Source organism: Herbidospora solisilvae (assembly GCF_009901565.1).
Classification (GTDB): Bacteria; Actinomycetota; Actinomycetes; order Streptosporangiales; family Streptosporangiaceae; genus Herbidospora; species Herbidospora solisilvae.
This window is the reverse complement of the sequence record NZ_WXEW01000001.1, coordinates 1,048,798-1,069,442: the sequence shown is the minus strand read 5'-3', so window position 1 is coordinate 1,069,442 and position 20,645 is coordinate 1,048,798. Positions and strand designations below refer to the sequence as shown.

The 20,645-nt window shown below is 73.6% G+C and carries 17 protein-coding genes; 15 read left to right on the top strand and 2 right to left on the bottom strand.

Annotated features, from left to right (window positions below):
* Window position 1 precedes the first annotated feature (1 nt).
* Window positions 2-409 carry a VOC family protein gene (locus GT755_RS04550; RefSeq protein ID WP_161478397.1) on the top strand — a complete coding sequence of 136 codons (408 nt, stop codon included), beginning with the start codon at window positions 2-4 and terminating at the stop codon, window positions 407-409.
* Window positions 410-431: 22 nt separating this feature from the next.
* On the opposite strand, the gene GT755_RS04545 is transcribed toward GT755_RS04550, so the two are convergent.
* Window positions 432-1,397, bottom strand: a complete 966-nt coding sequence (locus tag GT755_RS04545; protein ID WP_161478396.1) for a helix-turn-helix transcriptional regulator — start codon at window positions 1,395-1,397, stop codon at window positions 432-434.
* Between the two features lie 82 nt (window positions 1,398-1,479).
* On the opposite strand from GT755_RS04545, the gene GT755_RS04540 reads away from it, so the two are divergent.
* The 4 genes from GT755_RS04540 (at window position 1,480) to GT755_RS04525 (ending at window position 7,744) form a co-directional block, all read left to right on the top strand.
* Window positions 1,480-2,187 carry an alpha/beta fold hydrolase gene (locus tag GT755_RS04540; protein WP_161478395.1) on the top strand — a complete coding sequence of 236 codons (708 nt, stop codon included), beginning with the start codon at window positions 1,480-1,482 and terminating at the stop codon, window positions 2,185-2,187.
* Window positions 2,188-2,275: 88 nt separating this feature from the next.
* Window positions 2,276-5,644, top strand: a complete 3,369-nt coding sequence (locus GT755_RS04535) for an AfsR/SARP family transcriptional regulator (protein ID WP_161478394.1) — start codon at window positions 2,276-2,278, stop codon at window positions 5,642-5,644.
* 220 nt (window positions 5,645-5,864) lie between these two features.
* The gene (locus tag GT755_RS04530) at window positions 5,865-7,313 is read left to right on the top strand and encodes a purine-cytosine permease family protein (RefSeq protein WP_161478393.1); all 1,449 of its coding nucleotides are present in this window, start codon (window positions 5,865-5,867) and stop codon (window positions 7,311-7,313) included.
* A complete protein-coding gene (locus tag GT755_RS04525) occupies window positions 7,310-7,744 on the top strand; it encodes a hypothetical protein (RefSeq protein WP_161478392.1) in 435 nt (144 codons plus the stop codon). The genes GT755_RS04530 and GT755_RS04525 overlap by 4 nt, the downstream gene beginning before the upstream one ends.
* Window positions 7,745-7,748: 4 nt before the next feature.
* Here the strand turns inward: GT755_RS04525 and GT755_RS04520 are convergent, their stop codons facing one another.
* Window positions 7,749-9,893 (bottom strand): AfsR/SARP family transcriptional regulator, encoded by a 2,145-nt coding sequence (locus GT755_RS04520; protein ID WP_161478391.1) that lies wholly within the window; start codon window positions 9,891-9,893, stop codon window positions 7,749-7,751.
* 187 nt (window positions 9,894-10,080) lie between these two features.
* Between GT755_RS04520 and GT755_RS04515 the strand changes: the two genes are divergently transcribed.
* Genes GT755_RS04515 through GT755_RS04470 form a run of 10 tightly spaced genes read left to right on the top strand, consistent with a single transcriptional unit; the run spans window position 10,081 to window position 20,578 of the window.
* Window positions 10,081-11,490 (top strand): aspartate aminotransferase family protein, encoded by a 1,410-nt coding sequence (locus tag GT755_RS04515; protein WP_161478390.1) that lies wholly within the window; start codon window positions 10,081-10,083, stop codon window positions 11,488-11,490.
* The gene (locus GT755_RS04510) at window positions 11,478-12,482 is read left to right on the top strand and encodes an NAD-dependent epimerase/dehydratase family protein (RefSeq protein ID WP_161478389.1); all 1,005 of its coding nucleotides are present in this window, start codon (window positions 11,478-11,480) and stop codon (window positions 12,480-12,482) included. Before GT755_RS04515 ends, GT755_RS04510 begins: the two co-directional genes overlap by 13 nt.
* A 17-nt stretch (window positions 12,483-12,499) precedes the next feature.
* Window positions 12,500-13,441, top strand: a complete 942-nt coding sequence (locus tag GT755_RS04505) for a UbiA prenyltransferase family protein (protein WP_161478388.1) — start codon at window positions 12,500-12,502, stop codon at window positions 13,439-13,441.
* A 10-nt stretch (window positions 13,442-13,451) separates the two neighbouring features.
* The gene (locus GT755_RS04500) at window positions 13,452-14,402 is read left to right on the top strand and encodes a glycosyltransferase family 2 protein (RefSeq protein ID WP_202609577.1); all 951 of its coding nucleotides are present in this window, start codon (window positions 13,452-13,454) and stop codon (window positions 14,400-14,402) included.
* A complete protein-coding gene (locus GT755_RS04495) occupies window positions 14,399-15,406 on the top strand; it encodes a glycosyltransferase family 2 protein (RefSeq protein WP_161478387.1) in 1,008 nt (335 codons plus the stop codon). The genes GT755_RS04500 and GT755_RS04495 overlap by 4 nt, the downstream gene beginning before the upstream one ends.
* On the top strand, window positions 15,403-16,344 hold the full coding sequence (locus GT755_RS04490; RefSeq protein ID WP_161478386.1) for a lysylphosphatidylglycerol synthase domain-containing protein: 942 nt from the start codon (window positions 15,403-15,405) through the stop codon (window positions 16,342-16,344). The genes GT755_RS04495 and GT755_RS04490 overlap by 4 nt, the downstream gene beginning before the upstream one ends.
* Entirely contained in the window at window positions 16,341-17,306 is a 966-nt protein-coding gene (locus tag GT755_RS04485) for a class I SAM-dependent methyltransferase (protein ID WP_202609576.1), read from the top strand. The genes GT755_RS04490 and GT755_RS04485 overlap by 4 nt, the downstream gene beginning before the upstream one ends.
* A complete protein-coding gene (locus GT755_RS04480) occupies window positions 17,303-18,544 on the top strand; it encodes an endonuclease/exonuclease/phosphatase family protein (protein ID WP_161478385.1) in 1,242 nt (413 codons plus the stop codon). Before GT755_RS04485 ends, GT755_RS04480 begins: the two co-directional genes overlap by 4 nt.
* A 4-nt stretch (window positions 18,545-18,548) precedes the next feature.
* Entirely contained in the window at window positions 18,549-19,565 is a 1,017-nt protein-coding gene (locus GT755_RS04475; protein ID WP_161478384.1) for a glycosyltransferase family 2 protein, read from the top strand.
* Window positions 19,562-20,578: an endonuclease/exonuclease/phosphatase family protein gene (locus GT755_RS04470; protein WP_161478383.1), complete on the top strand. Its 1,017-nt coding sequence runs from the start codon at window positions 19,562-19,564 to the stop codon at window positions 20,576-20,578. The genes GT755_RS04475 and GT755_RS04470 overlap by 4 nt, the downstream gene beginning before the upstream one ends.
* Window positions 20,579-20,645 lie beyond the last annotated feature (67 nt).

Sequence of the window (20,645 nt, the reverse complement as noted above, 5' to 3'; positions counted from 1 at the left end):
CATGGACTTCGTCTCGATCCGCATCATCACCGGCGACGTGGCGCGCCTCGTCGGGTTCTACGAGAAGGCCACGGGGGCCCGGGCGACATGGGCCACCGACGACTTCGCCGAACTGAGGACCCCGGGCGCCACCCTCGCCATCGCCGGCACCCGCACCGTCCCGCTGTTCGCCCCGGGCTCCGCCCGACCGGCGGACAACCAGAGCGTGATCATCGAGTTCCTCGTCGGCGACGTGGATCTCGTCCACCAGAACCTGATCGGCCTCGTCCCGGGCTTCGTCACCGAACCGACCACGATGCCCTGGGGCAACCGGTCGCTGCTGTTCCGCGACCCCGACGGCAACCTGGTCAACTTCTTCACCCCTGTCACCCCGGCGGCGATCGAGAAGTTCGGCCGCACGGACGGATGAGGCCGTCCTGCTCGGGGGTGGCCTACTCCGCGTCCGTCGGCGGTTCCTGTGATCGTTCGAGCAGGGACGCGGCGAGACGGCGGACGGCGGCGCGCAGCTCGGGCGGGGCGACGATCGTGAAGGGGTGGCCCAGGCCGGCGAGCATGGTGGCGGCGCCGTCGAGGGAATCGGCGCGCATGGTCATCAGCGTTCCGCCGGGGGTGGCGGTGAGTTCGGCGACGGACGGCGGGATGCGACGCGCGGCCTCGGCGGGCGGCACGTGCAGCACGACCTCGACGGTGTGCGTGTAGGGGACCCGGGCCAGCGACGCGACGACGTGCCGGACCGGGTCGGCGTCGTCGGGGATGTCGTAGGTGCCCTCGCCCGCCGTGACCGAGGAGATCCGGTCGACGCGGAAGGTGCGGGTCTCGCCGGAACGGTGGTCGTGCCCGGTGACGTACCAGCGGCCCGAGTGGAAGACCAGGCCGTGGCCGTCGAGGTCGCGCCGGGTCTGCTCGCCCTTCCACGATCGGTAGTCGAGGGTGACGCGGCGGCGGTCGCGGATGGCGGCGGCGAGCGTGAGCACGGCCCGGCTGGCCGGGGTCGCGCCGATCCGTTCGGCGAGGGTGAAGTCGAGGGTCTCCTCCAGCGCGCCGACCTCGTCGCGCAGCCGGACCGGCAGGACCCGGAGGATCTTGGCCAGCGCGGCGTCGGCGGCCCCGGCCGCCAGGCCCAGACGTCGCGCGGCCCGCAGCCCGAGGACGGAGGCCGTCGCCTCGTCGTCGGTGAGCATCAGGGGCGGCAGCTTGTAGCCGGGCAGCAGCCGGTATCCGCCGTGCCTGCCGCGCTCGGCGACGACGGGGACGCCGAGGTCGGCGAGCCGGGCCGCGTAGCGCCGCACGGTCCGCTCGTCGACGCCGAGCCGGTCGGCGAGGTCGCGGCCGCCGAGCCGGTGATGGGTCTGGAGGATCTCGAGCATCGCCAGCACGCGGGTCGTCGGGTGTGACACGGATCTCCCTCTTAATCCGGGCGGATCTTGTCCGGTATCGAGCTTAGTGTCGGCCTGTCCCCTGAACGAAAGGACGCCGACTATGGCGAACTATGTGCTGGTCCCCGGTTTCTGGCTCGGTGCCTGGGTGTGGGAGGAGGTGGCGCGGGAACTGCGCGAGGCCGGGCACCACGTGCGGCCGGTGACCCTCACGGGGCTGGCCGAACGGGCCGGAGAGGCGTCGGCCGAAGTGGGTGTCGAGACCCACGTGGCCGACGTCATCGCGGCGATGGAGGGCTGGGACGACGTCGTCCTGGTCGGGCACAGCGGAGCCGCCGTCCCGGTCACCGCGGTGGCCGACCGCCGTCCGGAACGGCTCAGCCGGGTCGTGTACGTCGACACCGCGCCCCCGCCGTCGGGCCTGGCCGTGATCGACTTCAACGACCCGGACACCCAGAAGGCCTGGCGCGCCCAGGTCGGCGACGGGTTCGCCCTCGACGTGCCGCCGTTCGAGCCGGGCGGCGGGCAGTTCGCGGACCTCACCGAGGAGCACCTGGCACTGATCCGCGCCAGGGCCACCCCCGAGCCCTGGGGCGCGGCGACCCAGTCCGTGCGGCGGCCGGAACACATCCCGGCGACCCCGAAGACTCTGATCGCCTGCACGATGCCCCTCGCGGCCGTGCGCCAGATGATCGGCTCGGGCGATCCGCTGTACGCGCCCCTCGCCACCCCCGAATGGACGTTCGCCGAACTGCCCACGGGCCACTGGCCGATGCTCACCCGGCCGAGGCAGCTCGCCGCCCTGCTCTGACCCCGACATGAGGTCGCCCGCGCAGCGCCACTTGAAATCGCCCCGGTATGCCCGATGATGGCCTGGCGACACGAAAGGAGATCGCCAGGTGGCGTCGGAGATGCGGGTGGCGCTGCTCGGTTCCGTCGAGGTGTCCTCGGCGGGCCGTACGAGTTCCCTGTCACGGTCACGGCTCCGCGCCGTCTTGGGCCTGCTGGCCCTGCGGGCGGGCCGGGTCGTCCCCGTCGAGGCCCTGATCGACGGTCTCCACGGCGAGGATCCGCCGCCCGCCGCGACCCGCACCCTGCACGCGCACGTCTCCCACCTCCGCCGATCCTTGTCCGACCTCGGGGCCCGCGAGATCGTCGAGACCCGTTCGCCGGGCTACCGCCTGGCGCTGCCCGAGTCGTCGGTCGACGTCTTCCGCTTCCAGCAGGGCGTGTCGGCCGGCCGGGCCGCCCTGGCCGCGGGCGACGCGATGTCCGCCGCCACCACCCTCGCCGCCACGCTGGCGATGTGGCGCGGCGACGCCCTGGCCGACTGCGGGGTGCACGGCTGGGCCCACGGCGAGTCCGGCCGCCTGCGCGAACTGCGCATGGCCGCGACCGAGGACCTCCTCGACGCCAGGATCCGCCTCGGCGACCACCGCGCCACGGCGGCCGAACTGGAGGCCCTGGTCACGGTGGACCCGCTCCGCGAACACCTGTGGGAACTCCTCATGACCGCCCACGCCCTGGCCGGCCGCCAGGCCGACGCGCTGCGCGTCTACCAGCGGGTGCGGCGGGTGCTCCTCGACGAACTGGGCCTGGAACCCGGCCCCGAACTCCGCCGCCTGGAAGCGGCGGTCCTCTCCGGCGAACCCCTCTCCGGTACGACCACGACCACCGGACCGAACCCACGAACCGGCCCGCCCGCACCGGCCCAGCGCAACACCCAACCGACCGGCCCGGCCCCGACCGCAGCCGATCGTCACAGTAAGCCCGCCAGTGAGCCCGCCAAGGCGTCAGGCAGCGAGTTCACCAGGGAGTCCGCCAGAAAGTCCGCCAGGGAGTCCGTCAGGGAATCCGCTACTGAGCCCTCCCGGGAGGTCGGCGGCGGAGCCGGCGGCGCTGCCCTGGAGGCCGTTCGGCCCGCCGTCTCGCCGGTTCCCTCGCGGGCGCCCGGCGGGGTGCTGCCGCCCAGGCTGGCCTACCGGAGTGAGAGTTCCCCGGCCGAGCGGGCGCCGGGCGCGGCCCCGCCGCCCCGGCTCGCCTACCGTGGCCCCGTCGGGGCGTCCGCTGCTCAGGGTGGTCGTCCGTCGGGGGGAACACGCCGGCCCGGAGCCGCGCCGGTCGGATCGTTGGCGATCCGCCACGCCCCCGAACGGGTGGAGAGCAGGCCCGCGACCCCGCCCGTCACCCCCCGCGCCGCTCTGTCGCGGGCCGTTCCCGTCGTCATGACCCGGCTGATCGGCCGGGACGCCGACCTCGCGCAGGTGTCGGAGCTGGTGACCGCGCATCGGCTGGTCACGCTGACCGGACCCGGGGGAGTGGGCAAGACCCGGCTGGCGGGAGCCGTGGCCGCCCTGGTCGGCGAGGGGTTCGACCGGGTCGAGATGGTCGAGCTGACGGGGGTGGCCACCGCCGAGTTCGTGGTCCCGGCGGTCGCCGACGCGCTCGGCGTGCACGCCACCGGGGCGCGCGGGCTGGAGGCGGCGCTGGCCGAGGCGCTGCGCGGGCGGCGGGTGCTGCTCGTGCTGGACAACTGCGAGCACGTCGCGGCCGAGGTCGCCTATCTCGCGCACTGGCTGCTGGGCAAGGCGGCCGACGTGCACCTCCTGGTCACCTCGCGGGAGGTGCTGCACGTCACCGGCGAGGTGGTGCGTCCGGTCCGGCCGCTCGCGGCGCACGGCCCCGAGTTGTTCCTCGAACGCGCCGGACTGTCCGCCGACCTCTCGCCCGCGGACGCGGCCGCCCTGGAGCGCATCTGCGCCGAGCTCGACGGCCTGCCGCTCGCCCTGGAGCTGGCCGCGGCGCGGGCGCGGGTGCTCTCGCTCACGGAGATCGCCGACCGGCTCAACGACCGGTTCTCCCTGCTCACCGGTGGTCCGCGCACCGCGCTGCCGCACCACAGGGGGTTGCGGGCCGCCTGCGAGTGGAGTTTCCAGCTTCTCGACGACGAGGAACGCGACCTCCTGGCCGCCCTGTCGGTCTTCACCGGCGGCTTCGACCTGGCCGCGGCGGCGGCCGTGGCCGGGCACCCCGACGAGCTGGCCGTGCTCGACACCCTGGCCAGGCTCGTGGACAAGTCCCTGCTCACCGCCGACGTCACCCCCGGCGGGGCACGCTACGGGATGCTGGAGACGATCCGGCGGTTCGCCGCCGAGACCCTCGGCGAGGGTGAGCGGGCCAGGCGGGCCCACGCCGCCCACTTCCTGGCGCTGGCCGAAGAGGCGGAGCGCGGGCTGCGGGGCGCGACCCTGGTCGCCGCCCTCGACCGGATGTCGGCCGAGCACGCCAACCTGCGCGCCGCCCTCGGGTACGCCACCGGCGACCAGGCCCTCCGGCTGGCCGTCGCGACCTGGCGCTACCTCTATCTGCGCGGGCACTACTCCGAGGGCCGCCAGTGGCTGGAGTCCACCCTGTCCGGCGAGGCGCCCACGCCCCTGCTCGCGAAGGCGCTGGTCGGGCTGGCCACCCTGACGGCGTACCAGTGCGACTACCCGACGGCCACCGGGTACGCCGAGCGTGTCCTGGAGATCGAGGAGGATCCCGGCGCGCTGAGCCTGCTCGGCGAGATCGCCCGCGAGACCGGACGCCACGACGACGCCATCGCCCACCACGAACGCGCCATGAGCCACCACGAGGCGCGCGGAGACACCTGGGGCGTCGGCTTCCAGCTCGAACTGATGGCGCTGGCCGGCTGGCTCGCCACCCGCTGGGACGAGGCCCGCGACTGGGCCACCCGGGCCCACGGGATCTTCGCCGGGCTCGGCGACAAGGAGCGCCTGGGCTGGACCCTGCTCGACCTGGCCGCCGTCGACCACTACACCGGCCGTGACCCGTCCGCTCGGCTGATGGAGGCCGAGCGGCTCTTCGGCGAGGTCGGCTTCCCCGAGGGACAGGGGTGGACGGAGAACCTGCTGGCCCTCACGGCGCTCGGCCGGGGCGAGGTCGCCACGGCCGCCGCGCACCTGCGCACGGCGCTGCGCATCCAGCGTGACCTCGGCGACCTGTGCCGGGGCGCCAGCCTCGTGGAGGCCATGGCGCGGGCGGCGCACCTGGCCGGAGAGACCCGAAGGGCCGCCGAGCTGGTCGGCGGCGCCTCCGTCATCAGGACGGCGATCGGCTCCCCGGTGCCCCCGGCGGAACGCGCGGACCTCGGTGAGCTCCGCGCCTCCCTGGCCGAGGTCCTCGGCGAGGCCGCGTACCAGGAGGCCCTGGCGTCAGGCCGAGGTCACACCGTTCCGGCCGTGCTCGCCGTGGCGCTCGGGTCCTGAGTCCGTCTCCCGGCGCGGCCCTTCGGCCTCGCCGGTCCGGTGTGCGGCAGGCCGGTTCGGCCGCGGCGTGGGCATGCCCATGTCGATCTCCCCGATGTGGTGCTCAGTGGTGTGAACCAGGTCTAACCGGCCCCGCTTGCACCGCGCTTGCCGCGCGGGCAACAGCGGGACAACGCCGCAGGCGCACCGTCTTGGCAGGACACGAAGAAAGGGACCTGTCATGGAGACGCACGGTGTCGCGTCGATGCCGGAGCACCGGCGCACCACCCGCCCCCGGACCGTCGCGGCGGTGCTGGCCGGCTCGAACCTGTCGCTCAGCGCGAGCGTCTTCGGCTGGTTGCCGGTCACCTACGGCCTGAGCTGGTGGCAGGTCGTCACCGCCACGATCGCCGGCACCGTGCTCGGCCTGCTGATGGCCGCGCCGCTGGCGCTGCTGGGCTACCGGTCCGGCACCAGCAGCACGGTCGCCAGCGGCGCTTTCTTCGGCGTGCGGGGACGGTTGCTGAGCTCGGCCATCGGCATGGTGTTGTCGCTCGGGTACGTCGCCGTCGCCGTCTGGACCGCCGGGGAGGCCGTCGTCGCCGTGGTCGGGGGCGGCGACCAGCCGCTGGTGCACCTGGCGATCGCGCTCGTGGTGACGGGCCTGGCGGTGTTCGGCTTCGACGTGCTGACCAGGCTCAACCGGTGGCTGATCCCGGTGATGGCGGTGACGTTCACGTTCGGGGTGGTGGCCTTCTGGGACGACTTCGACGTGACGTGGACGGCCGGGCCCTACGTGATGGACGGCGCGGCGGGCACCTGGATCCTGGCCCTGGTCACGGCCGGGCTGAGCGGCCCGGTGGCCTATGTGACGATGCTGGGAGACTTCACCCGTTACGTCTCCCCGCTGCGGCACCGGCCGGGGGCGGTCATGACGGCCACGGCGGCCGGGTTGTTCTGCGGCCTGGTCGTCCCGGCGCTGTTCGGGGCCTTCCTGGCGATCGCGGCGCGGGCCGGTGAATCCTACCTCCCGGCCGTGGTGGCCGCCGCGCCCGGCTGGTACGCGCCGTTCATCCTGGCCGGGGGAGTGCTCGGCAGCCTGGGGGCGGCCGGGGTGCCGCTCTACAACATGGGCCTGGAACTGCACGGCATGTGGCCGCGTCTGTCTCGGGTGACCGGCACGACGCTGGTCGCGGCGGCGACGCTCGGCCTGCTGTTCCTCGGCCGGCACACGATGCAGGACGCGGTGACCGGTTTCGTGGTGGTGCTGACCGTGGTCACGGTGCCGTGGGCGGTCATCGCGCTCATCGGCCACCTGCGGTCGGGCGGCTACGACGTCCGCGACCTCCAGGTGCACCGCAAGGGCGGCACGGGAGGGCGCTACTGGTTCACCGGCGGCTGGAACCGGCCGGCCCTGCTGGCCTGGCTGGCGGGCGCGGCCGTCGGCCTGCTCGACGCCGACAGCACCTTCTACACCGGCCCCCTGGTGCTGCTGACCGGCGGTTACGACGTCAGCTACCTGCTGGCGGGCGCGCTCTCCGGCGGCCTGTACATCATGCTCTCGCCCCGCGAGAAGCAGGAGCCGGTGCCCGACTGGCGGCAGGTCTACTACTGGCCGGCCGTGCGCCTGCCCGAGGGCAAGCCGGAGACAGGCGAGCGGCAACACGCGGTCGCGACCCTCGAACCATGACAACGACACGAATGATCACCAGGGCCGCGGCGGCGGCCGCCGCCCTCACCCTCGCCCTCGCCACCCCCGCCGCCGCGGCGACGACGACCTGGGGCACGTGCTCCAGCGGCGCCTACGAGGCCGACTTCCGGGGCGCCTTCACCTCGGCTCACGGCCTGCACAGATGGACGAGGCTGGAGTTCGTCCTCGACGGCGGAAGTCCCGCCAACTCGGTCACGCTGTCGATCCTCGACGGCGACGAGGTGGTGTGGAGCGGGACCTACTCGGGCAAGCGCCCGGGACGCGTGTACGCGGTCGTGCCGCGCAAGCCGGACGGCTCGGTCGTGCGCACCGCCGGCGTGGGCCTGGACGACCGGGTGCGGGCCCGGGTCTGGTTCACCGGGCTCGGCCCCGGCAAGCCGACCTGCCTGGGGTGGACGCCGGCGGCGTGAGGGTTCACTCCGGTGCGGTCCCGACCATTTTCAAGGCCCGCTCGAAGTACTCCGCCGCCGGCCCGAACCGCCCTTGCGTCAGATGGTCGTCGCCCAGGTCGCACAGGTCCGCGATCGCCTTCGCCGCGTGCACCGCGGTCCGGTGGAGCACCCGCGCGTCGTCGTACCGGGCGCACTCGTGCAGGTGCCGGTGGAGGGTCGCGGACAGGCCGAGGGCATGGGCGGGCCGGCCGTGCCTGGCCGCGTGCACGGCCACGGCCAGCAGGTTGGCGAGTTCGGTCTCCACCGCCGTCGAGGCCGTCTCGACGTAGTGGTCGAACAGGCGGGTGAGCGCCTCCTGGCGGTCGTGGTCGGTGTCCTCGTCGGCCAGGGTGGCGCTCGCGTGGGCGCGGGGGAGGTCGTGGAAGCGGTAACGGCCGGGTGCCGGTTCCTGGAGGAGGTGGGCGTCGACCAGGTCGTCCAGGAGGCGGCCCGCGTGTTCCACGGTGGTGCCGACCAGCGCGGCGGCGGCCCGGGGTTCGATGTCGGGGCCGGGGTGGAGGCCGAGCAGGCGGTACATGTCCTGCTGGCCGGGTGTGAGGTGGTGGTAGGAGAGGTCCAGCGCGGCGGCGATGCTCAGCGGGCCCACCTCCAGCTCGCCCAGGCGGTGCTGGTGGTCGCGCATGCGGTCGGCCAGGTGGGCGGGGGTCCAGCCGGGGCGGATGCGCAGGCGGGCGGCGGCGATCCTGATCGCCAGCGGGAGGCGGCCGCACAGTTCCACGATCTCGGCCAGCAGGCCCGGGGCCTCGCCGCTGACGCGCTGCTCCCCGGCGGTGCGGGCGAACAGGGTGACGGCGTCGGCGCGGGGGAGCACGTCCAGGGAGAGCGGGCGGACGTCCTCCAGGCCGGCCAGCCTGCGGCGGCTGGTGATCAGCACCAGGCAGGTCGGTGAGCCGGGCAGCAGCGGGCGGACCTGGGCCTCGGTGGCCACGTTGTCGAGCAGGACCAGGACGCGGCGGCCGGCCAGCCGGGTGCGGTAGAGGGAGGCGCGGGCGCCGGGGTCGTGCGGGATGCGGTCGCCGGGCACGCCGAGCGAGCGGAGCAACTGGTCGAGGGCGTCGCCGGGGTCGACCGGGGCGCCGCCCCGGGTGAAGCCGCGCAGGTCGACGAAGAGCTGCCCGTCGGGGTAGCGGTCGGCCAGCCGGTGGGCGACGTGCACGGCCAGGGTCGTCTTGCCGACGCCGGCCATCCCGTCGACGGCGCCGATCACCGGGCTGCTCCCCCTGGCCTCGGCGGCGTCGGGGACGGTCGCGATCTCGTCCAGGAAGGCGATCTCCGCCGTCCGGCCGGTGAAGCTGGCGATGTCGCGCGGCAGTTCCCGGGGGACGACGGGCGGGGTGCCCGCCGGCGCGGCCAGGTCGGCGTGGCCGCCGAGGATCTGCTGGTGGAGGCGTTGCAGCGGCGGGCTGGGCTCGATGCCCAGGTCCACGTTGAGCCGCCGCCGCAGGTCGCGGTAGGCCCGCAGCGCGTCGGCCTGGCGGCCCGAGCGGTACAGGGCCAGCATCCACTGGGCGTGCAGGTGTTCGCGCAGCGGTTGTTCGGCGACGAGGGCGCCCAGGTCGGCGAGCAGGTCGTCGTGGTGGCCGAGGGCCAGCTGCGACTCGATCCACGTCTCCTGGGCGGCGAGTTTGCGCTCCTCCAGGCGGATCAGCTCGGCTTCGAGCCGGGGATCGAGGGCGACGTCCTCGAAAGGGCGGCCTCGCCACAGGCCGAGGGCGCCGCGCAGGCGTTCGGAGGCCAGGCCCGGTCGTCCGGCGGTCAGCGCGCGGCGGCCCTGGGCGGCCAGGTCCTCGAAGGTGAGCAGGTCGAGGTCGGCCGCCGTCAGGCGGATCTCGTAGCCGCCGGGCACCGTCGACAGCAGCGGCGGCTCGGCCCGGCCGGCCAGGCCGAGCACCTGGCGCAGCGCCGACACGTAGGTCCGCAGTGCCACGGCGGCGGTCCGGGGCGGGCGTTGCGGCCACAGGGCGTCGACGAGCCGGTCGACGTGGACCGGCCGGTTGACGTGGAGCAACAGGACGGCCAGCAGGACCCGCTGCTTGGCCGCGCCCAGCCGGACCACTCGGTGGCCGTCGGAGCGGACTTCCAGTGTGCCGAGGACACGAAACCGCATAGACCGGCAATACCACATATTGTTCACATACTGGGATCCTTGTTCCATTCTTCAGTTCAGGCACTTGGGGCCCGGCGGCGCCGCCGCATTTCACGCCGCACACAATCCGGGTTTCCGGACAAAAATGCCGAACTCTGTCAAGCCACGCCTTTACCGGCCTTTTATGGACGGCCCGCAAAGTGGCCGCATGTCTGATCTGATCAGCGTCGACGAATGCGAGCAGCTCACCCCCGAAGACGTACACGACCTCTACCGCAAGCACGTCAACCGCAGCCAGGTCTCCCTGATGACCTCGTTCGGGTTCGGCCGTGAACTGGTCGAACGCGCCGAGGGGGCCTGGCTCTGGACCCGGTCCGGCCGGCGGATCCTCGACTTCACCGGCGGGGTCGGCGTGCTCAACCACGGCCACAACCACCCCCGGATCCTGGCCGCCCGAAAAAGGTTCCAGGACCTCCAGCGGATGGAGGTGCACAAGACCTATTTCTCTCCGTACGTCGCCGCGCTCGGCCACAATCTCGCCCAGCTGCTGCCGGGCGACCTGAACATGTCCTTCTTCCCCAATTCGGGCGCCGAGGCGGTGGAGGGGGCGGTGAAACTGGCGTACAAGTACCACCGCGGGCGCCGGCACCGGATCCTGCGCGCCGACATCGCCTTCCACGGCAAGCTGCTCGGGTCGGGCAGCCTCACCGGGGCCCACCAGAACTTCACCTTCCCCGGCATCCCGGGCGTGGAGGTCTTCCCGTACGGCGACCTCGACGCCGTCCGGAGAATGGCCGGGAAGGACGTCTACGCGATCCTGATCGAGCCGTTCAGTGCGTCGACCATGACGGCCTGCTCCGAGGAGTTCCTGCGCGGGCTGCGCGAGCTCTGCGACGCCCACGACATCGTGCTCATCTTCGACGAGATCTACACGGGCTGGGGCAAGACCGGCAGCCTCTTCTACTTCATGCGCTACCCCGGCCTCGTGCCCGACGTCGTCACCACCTCGAAGTCGTTCGGCGGCGGCAAGTCGTCCATCTCCGCCTACATCGCCCGCGAGCCGGTGTTCCGCAAGGCCTACGACAACCTCGGCGACTCCCTGATGAACAGCACCAGCACCACCTACTACGGGTTCGGCGAGGAGACCGCCACCGCCGTCGAGGCGGTCAACATCGCCGTCGAGGACGACTACCCCGCCCGCGCCCGCGCGATCGAACGGGTGCTGGCGCCCGGCCTCGAACGCGTCAGGAAGACGTATCCGGACACGGTGGCCCAGGTCAGAGGGGTCGGCGCGCTCTACGGGATCTTCCTGGACGGCGGCCCGAAGCTGCTCGACCGGGTGGCGAGACTGGCCCCCGTGGGGCTGGCGCGCGACCCCAACTTCCGGGTCAAGCTGATCACCTGCGCGGTGATCGACGCTCTCTACCGCGACCACGGCGTCTACGCCTACTACACCCTCAACGGCGCCAACCCGCTGGTCGCCGCCCCGCCCCTCGTGGTGGAGCCGGCCGACGTGGAGTACTTCCTCGACAGCCTCGACCAGACCCTCGCCCAGGGCCTGCTCCGGCTGACGACCCGATTCGTCAAGGAGAAGGTGGCGCCGCGATGGGGATCGTAGTCACGGGCAGCGCGGGCATGCTGGGCTCCACCCTCCTGCGCCGCCTCCGCGAAACCGGCCGCCCGACTTTGGGCGTCGACCTGAACCCGGCTGAGGGCGCGGCCGCCGACATCCGGGACACCGCCCGGATGACCGAACTGCTGGCCGGCGCCGACGCGGTCGTGCACTGCGCCTCCGCGCTGCCCAGCTACCCCGACGACGAGATCCACAGCGTGATCGTCGAGGGCACCCGCAGCGTGCTGACCGCCGCGCGGGACGCGGGCGTCCCGCGGGTGGTGCACATCTCCTCCACCGCCGTCTACGGCCTGCCCAAGCTGGTCCCCACCCCGGAGGACCATCCCCGCGAGCCCGTCGACCCCTACAGCAGGGCCAAGGCCGCCGCAGAGGAGGTCGCGGAGAAGTTCCGGGCCGACGGGCTCTGCGTGCCGATCATCCGGCCGAAGACCTTCCTCGGCCCCGGGCGCATGGGGCTGTTCGCCATGCTCTTCGAGTGGGCCGAGGAGGGGCACGGCTTCCCGGTCCTCGGCAGGGGCGGCGCGCGCATCCAGATGCTCGCCATCGACGACCTCGTCGACGCGATCCTGCTGGTCCTGGACGCGCCCGACGACCTCGCGAACGACACCTACAACATCGCCGCCGCCGAGTTCGCCACCCTGCGCGAGGACTTCCAGGCCGTGCTCGACGCCGCCGGGCACGGCAGACGCGTGCGGTCCGTGCCGGCGGGACCGGCGCTCGCGCTGCTCAGGATGCTCGGCCGCACCGGCCTGTCCCCGGTGTACGACCGGCTGCTCTACAAGCTGCTCGACGACTCCTACGTCGCCATCGGCAAGGCGCGCGACCGGCTCGGCTTCGCGCCCCGCCACTCCAACCGGGACGCCATCCTCGGCGCCTACGCGTGGTGGCGGGAGAACGCGCAGGCCAAGACCGCCGGGCGCACCAGCCGGGACGCCTGGCGGCAGGGCGCGCTGTCCCTCGTCAAGTTCCTCTTCTGACGGCGGGGAGACGCCACATGGGTGTCATCGAGGCGGATCTCGCCGCCCGCCCCCGGCCGGGCCGGGTCGTCGACCTGCTCACGCTGCTCCGGCCGCTGCACAGCGTCAAGAGCCTGCTGCTGGTGCCGTTGCCCCTGCTGGAGGCCGGCCACTGGACCCTCACCGCGCTCGCCCAGGCGGCCTGGGCGGTCGCGGGGTTCGTCCTGGCCGGGGCGTGCGTCTACGTCGGCAACGACCTGGCCGACCGGCACCGCGACCGGCTGCATCCCGTCAAACGGCACCGGCCGATCGCCGCCGGGCGGGTCTCGGTGCGGGCCGCCCACCTCTACCGGACCGTGCTGGTGGTGCTGCTCGCGCTGATCGTCGCGGCCGGCCCCGGACGGCCGTACTGGCCGCTGCTGGCCTACCTGGTGCTCAACGTGGCCTACAGCCGGTCGCTCAAGCACGTGCCGCTGGTCGACGTCGGCGCGGTCGCGCTGGGGTTCGTGCTGCGGGTCGTGCAGGGGTACGCCGCGATCGGGACGCCGATCTCGGGCTGGCTGGTGGTGACGGTGTTCTCGTTGTCGCTGCTGCTGATCGTCGGCAAACGCCGCCGCGAGCTGCTGGAGAGCGGCCCCGACCACCGGCCCGCGCTGCGCGGCTACTCGGTCGAGCTCACCGGCCACCTGCTCCAGTTCGCCGCCGTGTTGTCGGCCGTCGCCGGGCTCGTCTACGTGCGCACCGAGGCGCCGCTCGGGCCCTACGGGCCGGGGGCGCTGGTGCTGGCCACGCCGTTCGTGCTGTTCGCGCTGTTCCGCTACCTCCAGGTCGTGCTCGTCGACGGCGGGGGCGGCGACCCGGTGCGCGGGCTGCTCGGCGACCGGGGCCTGGCCGTCACCGCGCTCGGCCTGGCGCTGGTGCTCGGGACGGCCTTCGTCCTGGCCCGCCACCCCGCGCTGGCCGCCGTCCTGCTGCGCTGAAGGAGACCCGATGACCCTCGTGTCCGTCGTCATCCCGGCCTACAACGCCGCCAAGACCCTCCGGCTCTGCCTGGCCTCGGCCCTGGCCCAGACCCACCGTCCCCTCGAAGTGATCGTCGTCGACGACGCCAGCACCGACGGCACCCCAGAGACGGCCGCCGAGTATCCCTGCGTGGTGGTGCGGCAACCGTACAACCAGGGGGTGTCGGCGGCCCGCAACAGCGGCGCCGCGCGGGCCCGCGGCGAGATCCTGTTCTTCCTCGACTCCGACGTGGCCCTCGCCCCCGACGCGGTGGCCGCCGCCGTGCGCCTGCTCGCCGCCGACCCGGGCTGCGGCTGCGTCTACGGGGTGTACGACCGGGAGCCGCTCATCGACGACGGCCCCGTCGAGGTCTACCGCACCCTCCACCTGCACCACGCGCTCAGCCGGGGCGCGGGCCCGACGGCGACGGCGGTCTTCGCCCTCGCCGCGCTGCCCCGGCGGGTGTTCGAGCAGGTCGGCCCGTTCGACGTCACCCTGCGCGCGGCCGAGGACGACGAGTACAGCGAACGGCTGCTGGCCGGTCACCGCATCCGGCTGTCGGAGACGATCACCGGCCGGCACGACGAGGCCGACCGGCTGCTGCCGCTGCTCGCCGAGCAGTACCGGCGGGCCCGGCTGCTGCGCCGGTCGGCCCGCAACCGCCTGCGCAAGGACGCGCTCGTGGTCAACCGCGCGAGCGGGATCCTGGCCGCCGCGCTCACCCTCGCCACCCTCCCGCTCGGCCCGTTCGCCCCGCTGCTGCCCGCGTTCTTCCTGCTCGCGTTCGCGGCCGCGGATCCGCCGCTGGCCCGGTTCGTCTGGCGCGAGCGCGGGCCCGCCTTCCTCGTCTACTTCGTCGCGGTGCACTTCCTCGTCCACACGGCCCTGCTCGCCGGGGCGGCGGCCGGATTGCTCCCCAGAAAGGCCGGTGACTCATGAGACCGCTGGTCTCCGTGATCATCCCCAACTACAACTACGGGTACGTGCTCGGGCAGTGCCTGGAGGCGGTCCGCGCGCAGACCTACCCCGACGTCGAGATCGTCCTCGTGGACGACTGCAGCACCGACGACTCCGTGGCCGTCGCCCGCGCCATGGGCGTCGAACCGCTCCGCACGCCCCGCAACGGCGGCGTGAGCGTCGCCCGCAACCTCGGCGTCGAGCACGCCAGGGGCGAGATCCTGTTCTTCCTCGACTCCGACGTCGCCCTCGCCCCGGACGCCGTCGCCGAGGCGGTCGCGATGCTCACGGCCGACCCCGGGATCGGCGCGGTCTGCGGCAACTACGAGGCGATCCCGCTCAACCGGGTCAGCCTGGTGCGCGAGTACCGCAACCTCTACCGCCACTACTGGTACCTGGTCGCCGAGGGCCCGATCACCGGTTTCCTGCCGGTGGCCATCATCGCCTTCCCCGCCCGCGTCTGGGCCGAGGTCGGGCCGTGGACCGACGCGCTCACCCAGTCGGAGGGCGCCGACGTGGGCGAACGCCTCACCGACCGGGGCTACACGGTGATGCTCACCTCGGCCGTGCGCGGCCGGCACGACGACGACGCCGAACTGCGCACCGCGCTCTGGAAGGTCTTCACCCGCACCCGCGTGCACGTGCCGTTCTTCCTCCAGCGCCGCTACGCCGCCGGGGTGGTCGGCTCGCCGGAGTCCGGCGCCAGCCTGGCCGCCACGCTCGCCGCCGCGACCGTGCCGGTGCCCCTGCTCACCGGCCTGGCCTGGACCGCCGCGCTGCCCGTCCTGCTGCTGCTGTCGTGGTTCTGGATCGACCGCCGGATGTACCGGTTCGTGCTGAGCAGCCGAGGCCCCGCCTTCACGCTCTACTTCGCCGCCATGCACTTCCTGATCAACCTGACCATCGCCGCCGGCGCGGGCGCCGGCATCCTCCAGTGGCTCACCTCCCGCTCCTTCCGCCGCCTGTACACCCGGGTGCCCGCGTGACCCGGCGGCGCGTGTTCGCCGTCCTGCGGTGGGCCGCCGTCGTGCTCGTGCTCGCCTTCCTCGGCTGGCAGCTGTGGCGGGTGCGGCACGGCGTCGGCGACAGCCTGCGCCAGGTCGGCTGGTCGACCGCGATCCTCGCCGCCGTGCTGGCGTCGATCGGCGGCCTGCCCGGCTTCTTCGGGTGGCGCATGCTGCTCGCGGGCCTCGGCACCCGGTTGCCGCTGCCGGTCGCGGCCCGCGTCTTCTTCCTCGCCGGGATCACCCGCTACCTCCCCGGCGGGGTCTGGCCGGCCGTCGCCCACGCGGCCATGGCCCGGCCGCTCGGCGCGCCCGCCGCGCGGCTGGCCGGGGCCTTCGTCGCCAGCCAGGGCCTCGGGGTGGTGGCCGGGCTCGTGGTCGGGCTGGTCGCGCTGCCGTGGCTGGTGGCCGACGACCCGCTCTGGTGGGCGCTGCTGCCGCTGCTGGGCGCGGCGCTCCTCCCGCTGCTGGCCCCCGGGTTCTTCGGGCGGCTGCTCGGGGTGGCGCAGCGGGTCCTGCGCCGGGGGGAGGCCCGCCCGGTCGTGCTGCCCGACCGGCGCACGCTGCTCGCCGTCACCGGGCTGATGACGCTCGGCTGGCTGATCAGCGGGCTGCACGTCGGCCTGCTCGCGGTCGCGCTCGGCGCTCCGCCCGCCGGGGCGTTGTCGGTGGGGATCGGCGGGTTCGCGCTGTCCACCGTGGCCGGCATCTTCACCCTCGTCATGCCCTCGGGGCTCGGCCCGCGCGAGGTCGTGCTCGGGCTCACCCTCGCCACCCTGCTGACCGGGCCGGGCCTGATCACCCTGGTCGCGCTGAGCCGCGTGCTGATCACCGTCGTCGACGTGGTGTCGACCGCCGTCGTCCTCGGCGTGCTGGCCCTCACCCGTACCGCACCCCTCACCCAAGGAGCGTCGTCATGACCACTCAGATCAGGCATCTGGCCCGGCAGGTGCCCGCGGGGCCGGTGTCCGGGGCGCTGTTGCGGATGATCAGCGCCGTGCCGTTCGCCGACCGGCCGTTCGCGTGGCTGGAACGGCACCCGGGCGTGCACGGGGCCGTGTTGTCGGCCTTCGGGCTGCGCCGCCCGATCTTCATCGACCACCCGATCGACCCCGAGCCGAGGTTCGGCCACGGCCGTCCGGCGCACGCCGGGCTGACCACGCTGATCGAGCGGGGCCGCGACCGCTACACCGGGCGGTTGTCGAGGTTCCTGGACCTGGCCGACGCGCTGGCCGCCATCCCCGTGCGCGACCGGCCGTCGGGCACCACGCCGTACTGGGACAACGGGTGGTTGCCCCCGCTGGACGCGCTCGGCCTCTACGGCCTGCTCGCCGAGACCGGCCCGCGCCGGTACGTCGAGATCGGCTCGGGCAACTCGACCAAGTTCGCCCGCCGCGCCGTCGAGGACCACGGCCTGCGCACCCGGATCACCTCGATCGACCCGGCCCCCCGCGCGAACGTCGACGCGCTCTGCGACGTCATCGTCCGCAGCCCGCTCGAACGCGCCGACCTGAGCGTCTTCGCCGGCCTCGAACCCGGCGACGTCGTCTTCCTCGACGGCTCCCACCGGGTGTTGATGGGCTCGGACGTGACGGTGTTCTTCTTCGAGGTGCTCCCGCTGCTGCCGCCCGGCGTGCTGGTGCACCTGCACGACATCATGCTGCCCTTCGACTACCCGCCCGAGTGGCGCTGGCGGCACTACTCGGAGCAGTACCTGCTGGCCGCCTTCCTGCTCGGCGACCCCGGCCGCTACGACGTCGAACTGCCCAACGCGTTCGTCCAGCACGACCCGGAGCTGCGCGGCCTGCTGCGCCCGCTGTGGGAGCGGCTCGGCGTCACCCAGCACTACCTGCCCGCGTCGTTCTGGTTCCGGCGGGCATGATGCTCGATTCGGCGCGGCGCGAGGAGGCCCCGGAGAGGCGGACTCCCGGCGCGGTTCGCATCCTCCGGTGGGCGGCGGTCGGCGTGCCGGTGGCCTGGCTGGCGGTCACGGTCGTCAACTGGCTGAGCGGGGACTTCTGGTGGTGGGGCGGCGGGGCGCCGTTGGTGGTGTTCTTCGCCGTCCCGCTGCTGCTGGTCGCCGCCGTGCCGATGCTCGTGCTGCGGCGGCGGCTGCCGTCGCGGCGCGAACGGGCGCTGGTCAGCCTGGCTGCGGCGGCGCTGGCCCTCGTCGTGGCGCGCTCGGCGTTGAGCGGGCGGACCTGGCTCTGGGTCGTCCCCGACCTCGTGATCCCGCCGCTGCTGTTCGTGCTGGTTCCCCTGGTGCTGCTGGCGGCCGTGCCTTTGGCCGGCCGCACCCGCCGGTGGACGGCCGCCCTCGCCGCAGGGGCCCTCGCGCTGGGCGCGACCCAGGCGGGGGTGCACGTCGGCGGGGGCGGCGACCCCGCGCCGCCGGGCGCGGTGAAGGTCGTCTCCTGGGACGCCTACTGCTGGAACACCGACGACGACCCGGACCGGTTCCTGCGCTACCTCAAGAGCTGGCGGGCCGACGTCTACCTGCTCCAGGAGCACTCGGGCTGCGGGCCGGGCGCGCCCACCCCCATCGACGACGCCGATCTGCTGCGGCGCGAGTTCCCCGGCCACCACATCACCACCCTCGAAGGGCTGCTGACCATCTCCCGCTTCCCGGTGGCCGCGCGAGCGGCGGTGGGGGAGACGCCCAACCCGTACGCGCCGAACTGGCGGCATGCCGCGCTGCGCACCGACCTGCGCATCGGCGGGCGGACCGTCTCGGTCTACAACGTGCACCTGTTCGACATGCTCTACCTGAGCGCCAGCCCCCTGTCCCCGCGCTTCTACCAGGCCATCGCGACCCTCGACGACGCCCGGCGGGCGCAGTTCGCCGCGCTCGCCGCCGACATCGGCCGCAACCCGCACCCGGTCGTGGCCTCCGGCAACTTCAACGCCCTGCCCGGCATGGGCCAGCTGCGCGCCCTCGACGGCCTGACGGCGGCCCAGGGCCCGCTCTACCCGGCGACCCTGTCCTTCGCCGGTCTCCGCCTGTGGCGCATGGACTGGACCTTCACCTCCCCGGAGCTGGCCGTCCACGGCTACGACCTGCACGCGCCGGACGGCCTGTCCACCCACCACCTGCAAGAGCTGCTCATCTCGGAGGTGTGAACCGATGGAATCCCCTCTGGTCACCGTCATCGTCCCGACCTACAACCACGCCCGGTTCCTCCCGCTGGTCCTGACGGCGATCCGGGAGCAGACCCACACGCCGCTGGAGGTCGTCGTCGTGGACGACTGCAGCACCGACGGCTCGGCCGCCGTCGCCGCGTCGATGGGCGTGCCGGTGATCCGCACCCCGGGTAACAGCGGTCCCGCCGTGGCCAGGAACCTCGGCGCCGCCCACGCGAACGGGGAGATCCTCTTCTTCGTCGACTCCGACGTCGCCCTGGCCCCCGACGCGGTCGCCACCGGCGTGGCCCTGCTGGCGGCCGACCCGGCGCTCGGCGCGGTCTGCGGCATCGAGGACCCCGACCCGCTGATCCGCTCCACCCGCGTCGAGGACTACCGCGCCCACCAGCACCACTACTGGTCGATCGCGTCGGAAGGGGAGGTGTCGTTCCTGTGGTCGGCGATGTTCGCCGTCCGCGCCTCGGTGTTCCGCGAGATCGGCCCGTTCAACCCCGAGCTGCGCCACACCGAGGAGGTCGACTACGGCAGACGGCTGAGCGATCATTACCGGGTGCGGATCACGCGCGCCATACGCGGCCGGATGGGCCACGACCGCGAGCTCCCGACCCTGCTGCGCAAGCTGTTCCAGCGCGGCCGCCTGCGGGTCCCGCTCTACGCGCGGCAGCGCCGCTTCGCCCAGGGCTACGAGACGCCCGCGCGGGCGCTCGCGTCCCTGGCGGCGGCGCTGGCCGTGCTCACCCTCCCCGCGCCGTTCCTGCTCGGCCCGTGGTGGGCGGCGGCGCCGGCGCTGGCGCTGGCCGCGTGGGCGCTCGGCGACGCCGGCATGTTCCGGTTCGTCTTCGGCCGCAAGTGCCCGCTCTTCGGCGCCTACTTCGTCGCCGTCCACTTCGTGGTCGGTCTCGTCATCCTCGCGGGCGTCGGAGCCGGCGCCCTCCAGTGGCTGGCGTCCCCCTCCTTCCGGCGCCTGTACGACGCCCGCACCCCCGAGCCGGCCCGTTGAGGAAGGCGGCCGGGGTCGCGTCGGCCGGCTGGCTGGGCTTCGTGATCCTGCACCACCTGCTCACGGGCCGGTTCTGGTTGTGGCTGATCCCCGACATGATCCCGCCCGCCCTCTATCTGGCCATCCCGGTCACGCTTCTTGCGGCGGCCCGGTGCCGCGGCCGGGCGGCGCTGCTGGCGGCCGGGTCGCTGCTGCTGGGCGCCGCCCACGGCGGCCTCAACCCCGCCGCGCTGACCGCCCCGGACGGCCCGCCGCCGCCCGGGGCGGTGCGGGTGTTCTCGTGGAACACCGAGTACTGGCACCAGGACGACGACCCCCGGGCCTTCTACCGCTTCCTCACCGACCAGCACGCCGACGTCTACGTCCTCCAGGAGTACCTGAACTGGGTCGGCGACCGCCCCCGCGAGGTCGACGACCTGGCGGCCCTGCGGCGCGCCTTCCCCGGCTACCACCTCGCGGCCGAGGGCGAGCTCGTCACGTTGTCCCGTCACCCCATCACCGCCGTCCGCCGGGTCGGCCCGGCGGTCGCCCTCGGGCCCCGGCCCTCGTGGCAGGCCGCCTTCGACCTCGCCAAGATCCTCCGCACCGACCTGCGGATCGGCGCCTCGACCCTGTCCGTCTACAACGTGCACATCCCGGCCCAGTACGTCCTGAACGAAAACCCTTTAACCAGCCGCTTCTACACGGAGCTGCGCGGCCGGGACGAGCGCCGCGCCGCCCAGTTCGGCGGCCTGCTGGCCGACCTCGCCGCCACCCCCTCCGCCGCCCTGGTCAGCGGCGACTTCAACAGCACCGGCGCGATGGGGGAGCTGCGCCCCCTGTTCGACCGGCTGACGAGCGCGAACATCGCGAACCGCTCGATCTACCCCACGTCGTGGTACGCGGGCGTGCTCCCGCTGTGGCAGCTCGACTGGACCTTCACCAGGGGCGTGACCGTCCACACGAGCGAACTGCCGGACCCGCGCGGCCTTTCGGACCACCGGGCCCAGTCGCTGGCGATCAGCCTCGCCTGACGTCCGCCGGCAGCGGTGTCAGCACGGCGACGGCCCCGTGTCAGCGGGTCCGGCGACGGTTGTCCCA

Coding starts and splice junctions, on each gene's coding strand:
- GT755_RS04480 (WP_161478385.1), top strand. CDS start 17,303: ATGATGCTCGATTCGGCGCGGCGCGAGGAGGCCCCGGAGAGGCGGACT.
- GT755_RS04475 (WP_161478384.1), top strand. CDS start 18,549: ATGGAATCCCCTCTGGTCACCGTCATCGTCCCGACCTACAACCACGCC.
- GT755_RS04540 (WP_161478395.1), top strand. CDS start 1,480: ATGGCGAACTATGTGCTGGTCCCCGGTTTCTGGCTCGGTGCCTGGGTG.
- GT755_RS04495 (WP_161478387.1), top strand. CDS start 14,399: ATGAGACCGCTGGTCTCCGTGATCATCCCCAACTACAACTACGGGTAC.
- GT755_RS04500 (WP_202609577.1), top strand. CDS start 13,452: ATGACCCTCGTGTCCGTCGTCATCCCGGCCTACAACGCCGCCAAGACC.
- GT755_RS04530 (WP_161478393.1), top strand. CDS start 5,865: ATGGAGACGCACGGTGTCGCGTCGATGCCGGAGCACCGGCGCACCACC.
- GT755_RS04525 (WP_161478392.1), top strand. CDS start 7,310: ATGACAACGACACGAATGATCACCAGGGCCGCGGCGGCGGCCGCCGCC.
- GT755_RS04505 (WP_161478388.1), top strand. CDS start 12,500: ATGGGTGTCATCGAGGCGGATCTCGCCGCCCGCCCCCGGCCGGGCCGG.
- GT755_RS04520 (WP_161478391.1), bottom strand. CDS start 9,893: ATGCGGTTTCGTGTCCTCGGCACACTGGAAGTCCGCTCCGACGGCCAC.
- GT755_RS04550 (WP_161478397.1), top strand. CDS start 2: ATGGACTTCGTCTCGATCCGCATCATCACCGGCGACGTGGCGCGCCTC.
- GT755_RS04515 (WP_161478390.1), top strand. CDS start 10,081: ATGTCTGATCTGATCAGCGTCGACGAATGCGAGCAGCTCACCCCCGAA.
- GT755_RS04485 (WP_202609576.1), top strand. CDS start 16,341: ATGACCACTCAGATCAGGCATCTGGCCCGGCAGGTGCCCGCGGGGCCG.
- GT755_RS04510 (WP_161478389.1), top strand. CDS start 11,478: ATGGGGATCGTAGTCACGGGCAGCGCGGGCATGCTGGGCTCCACCCTC.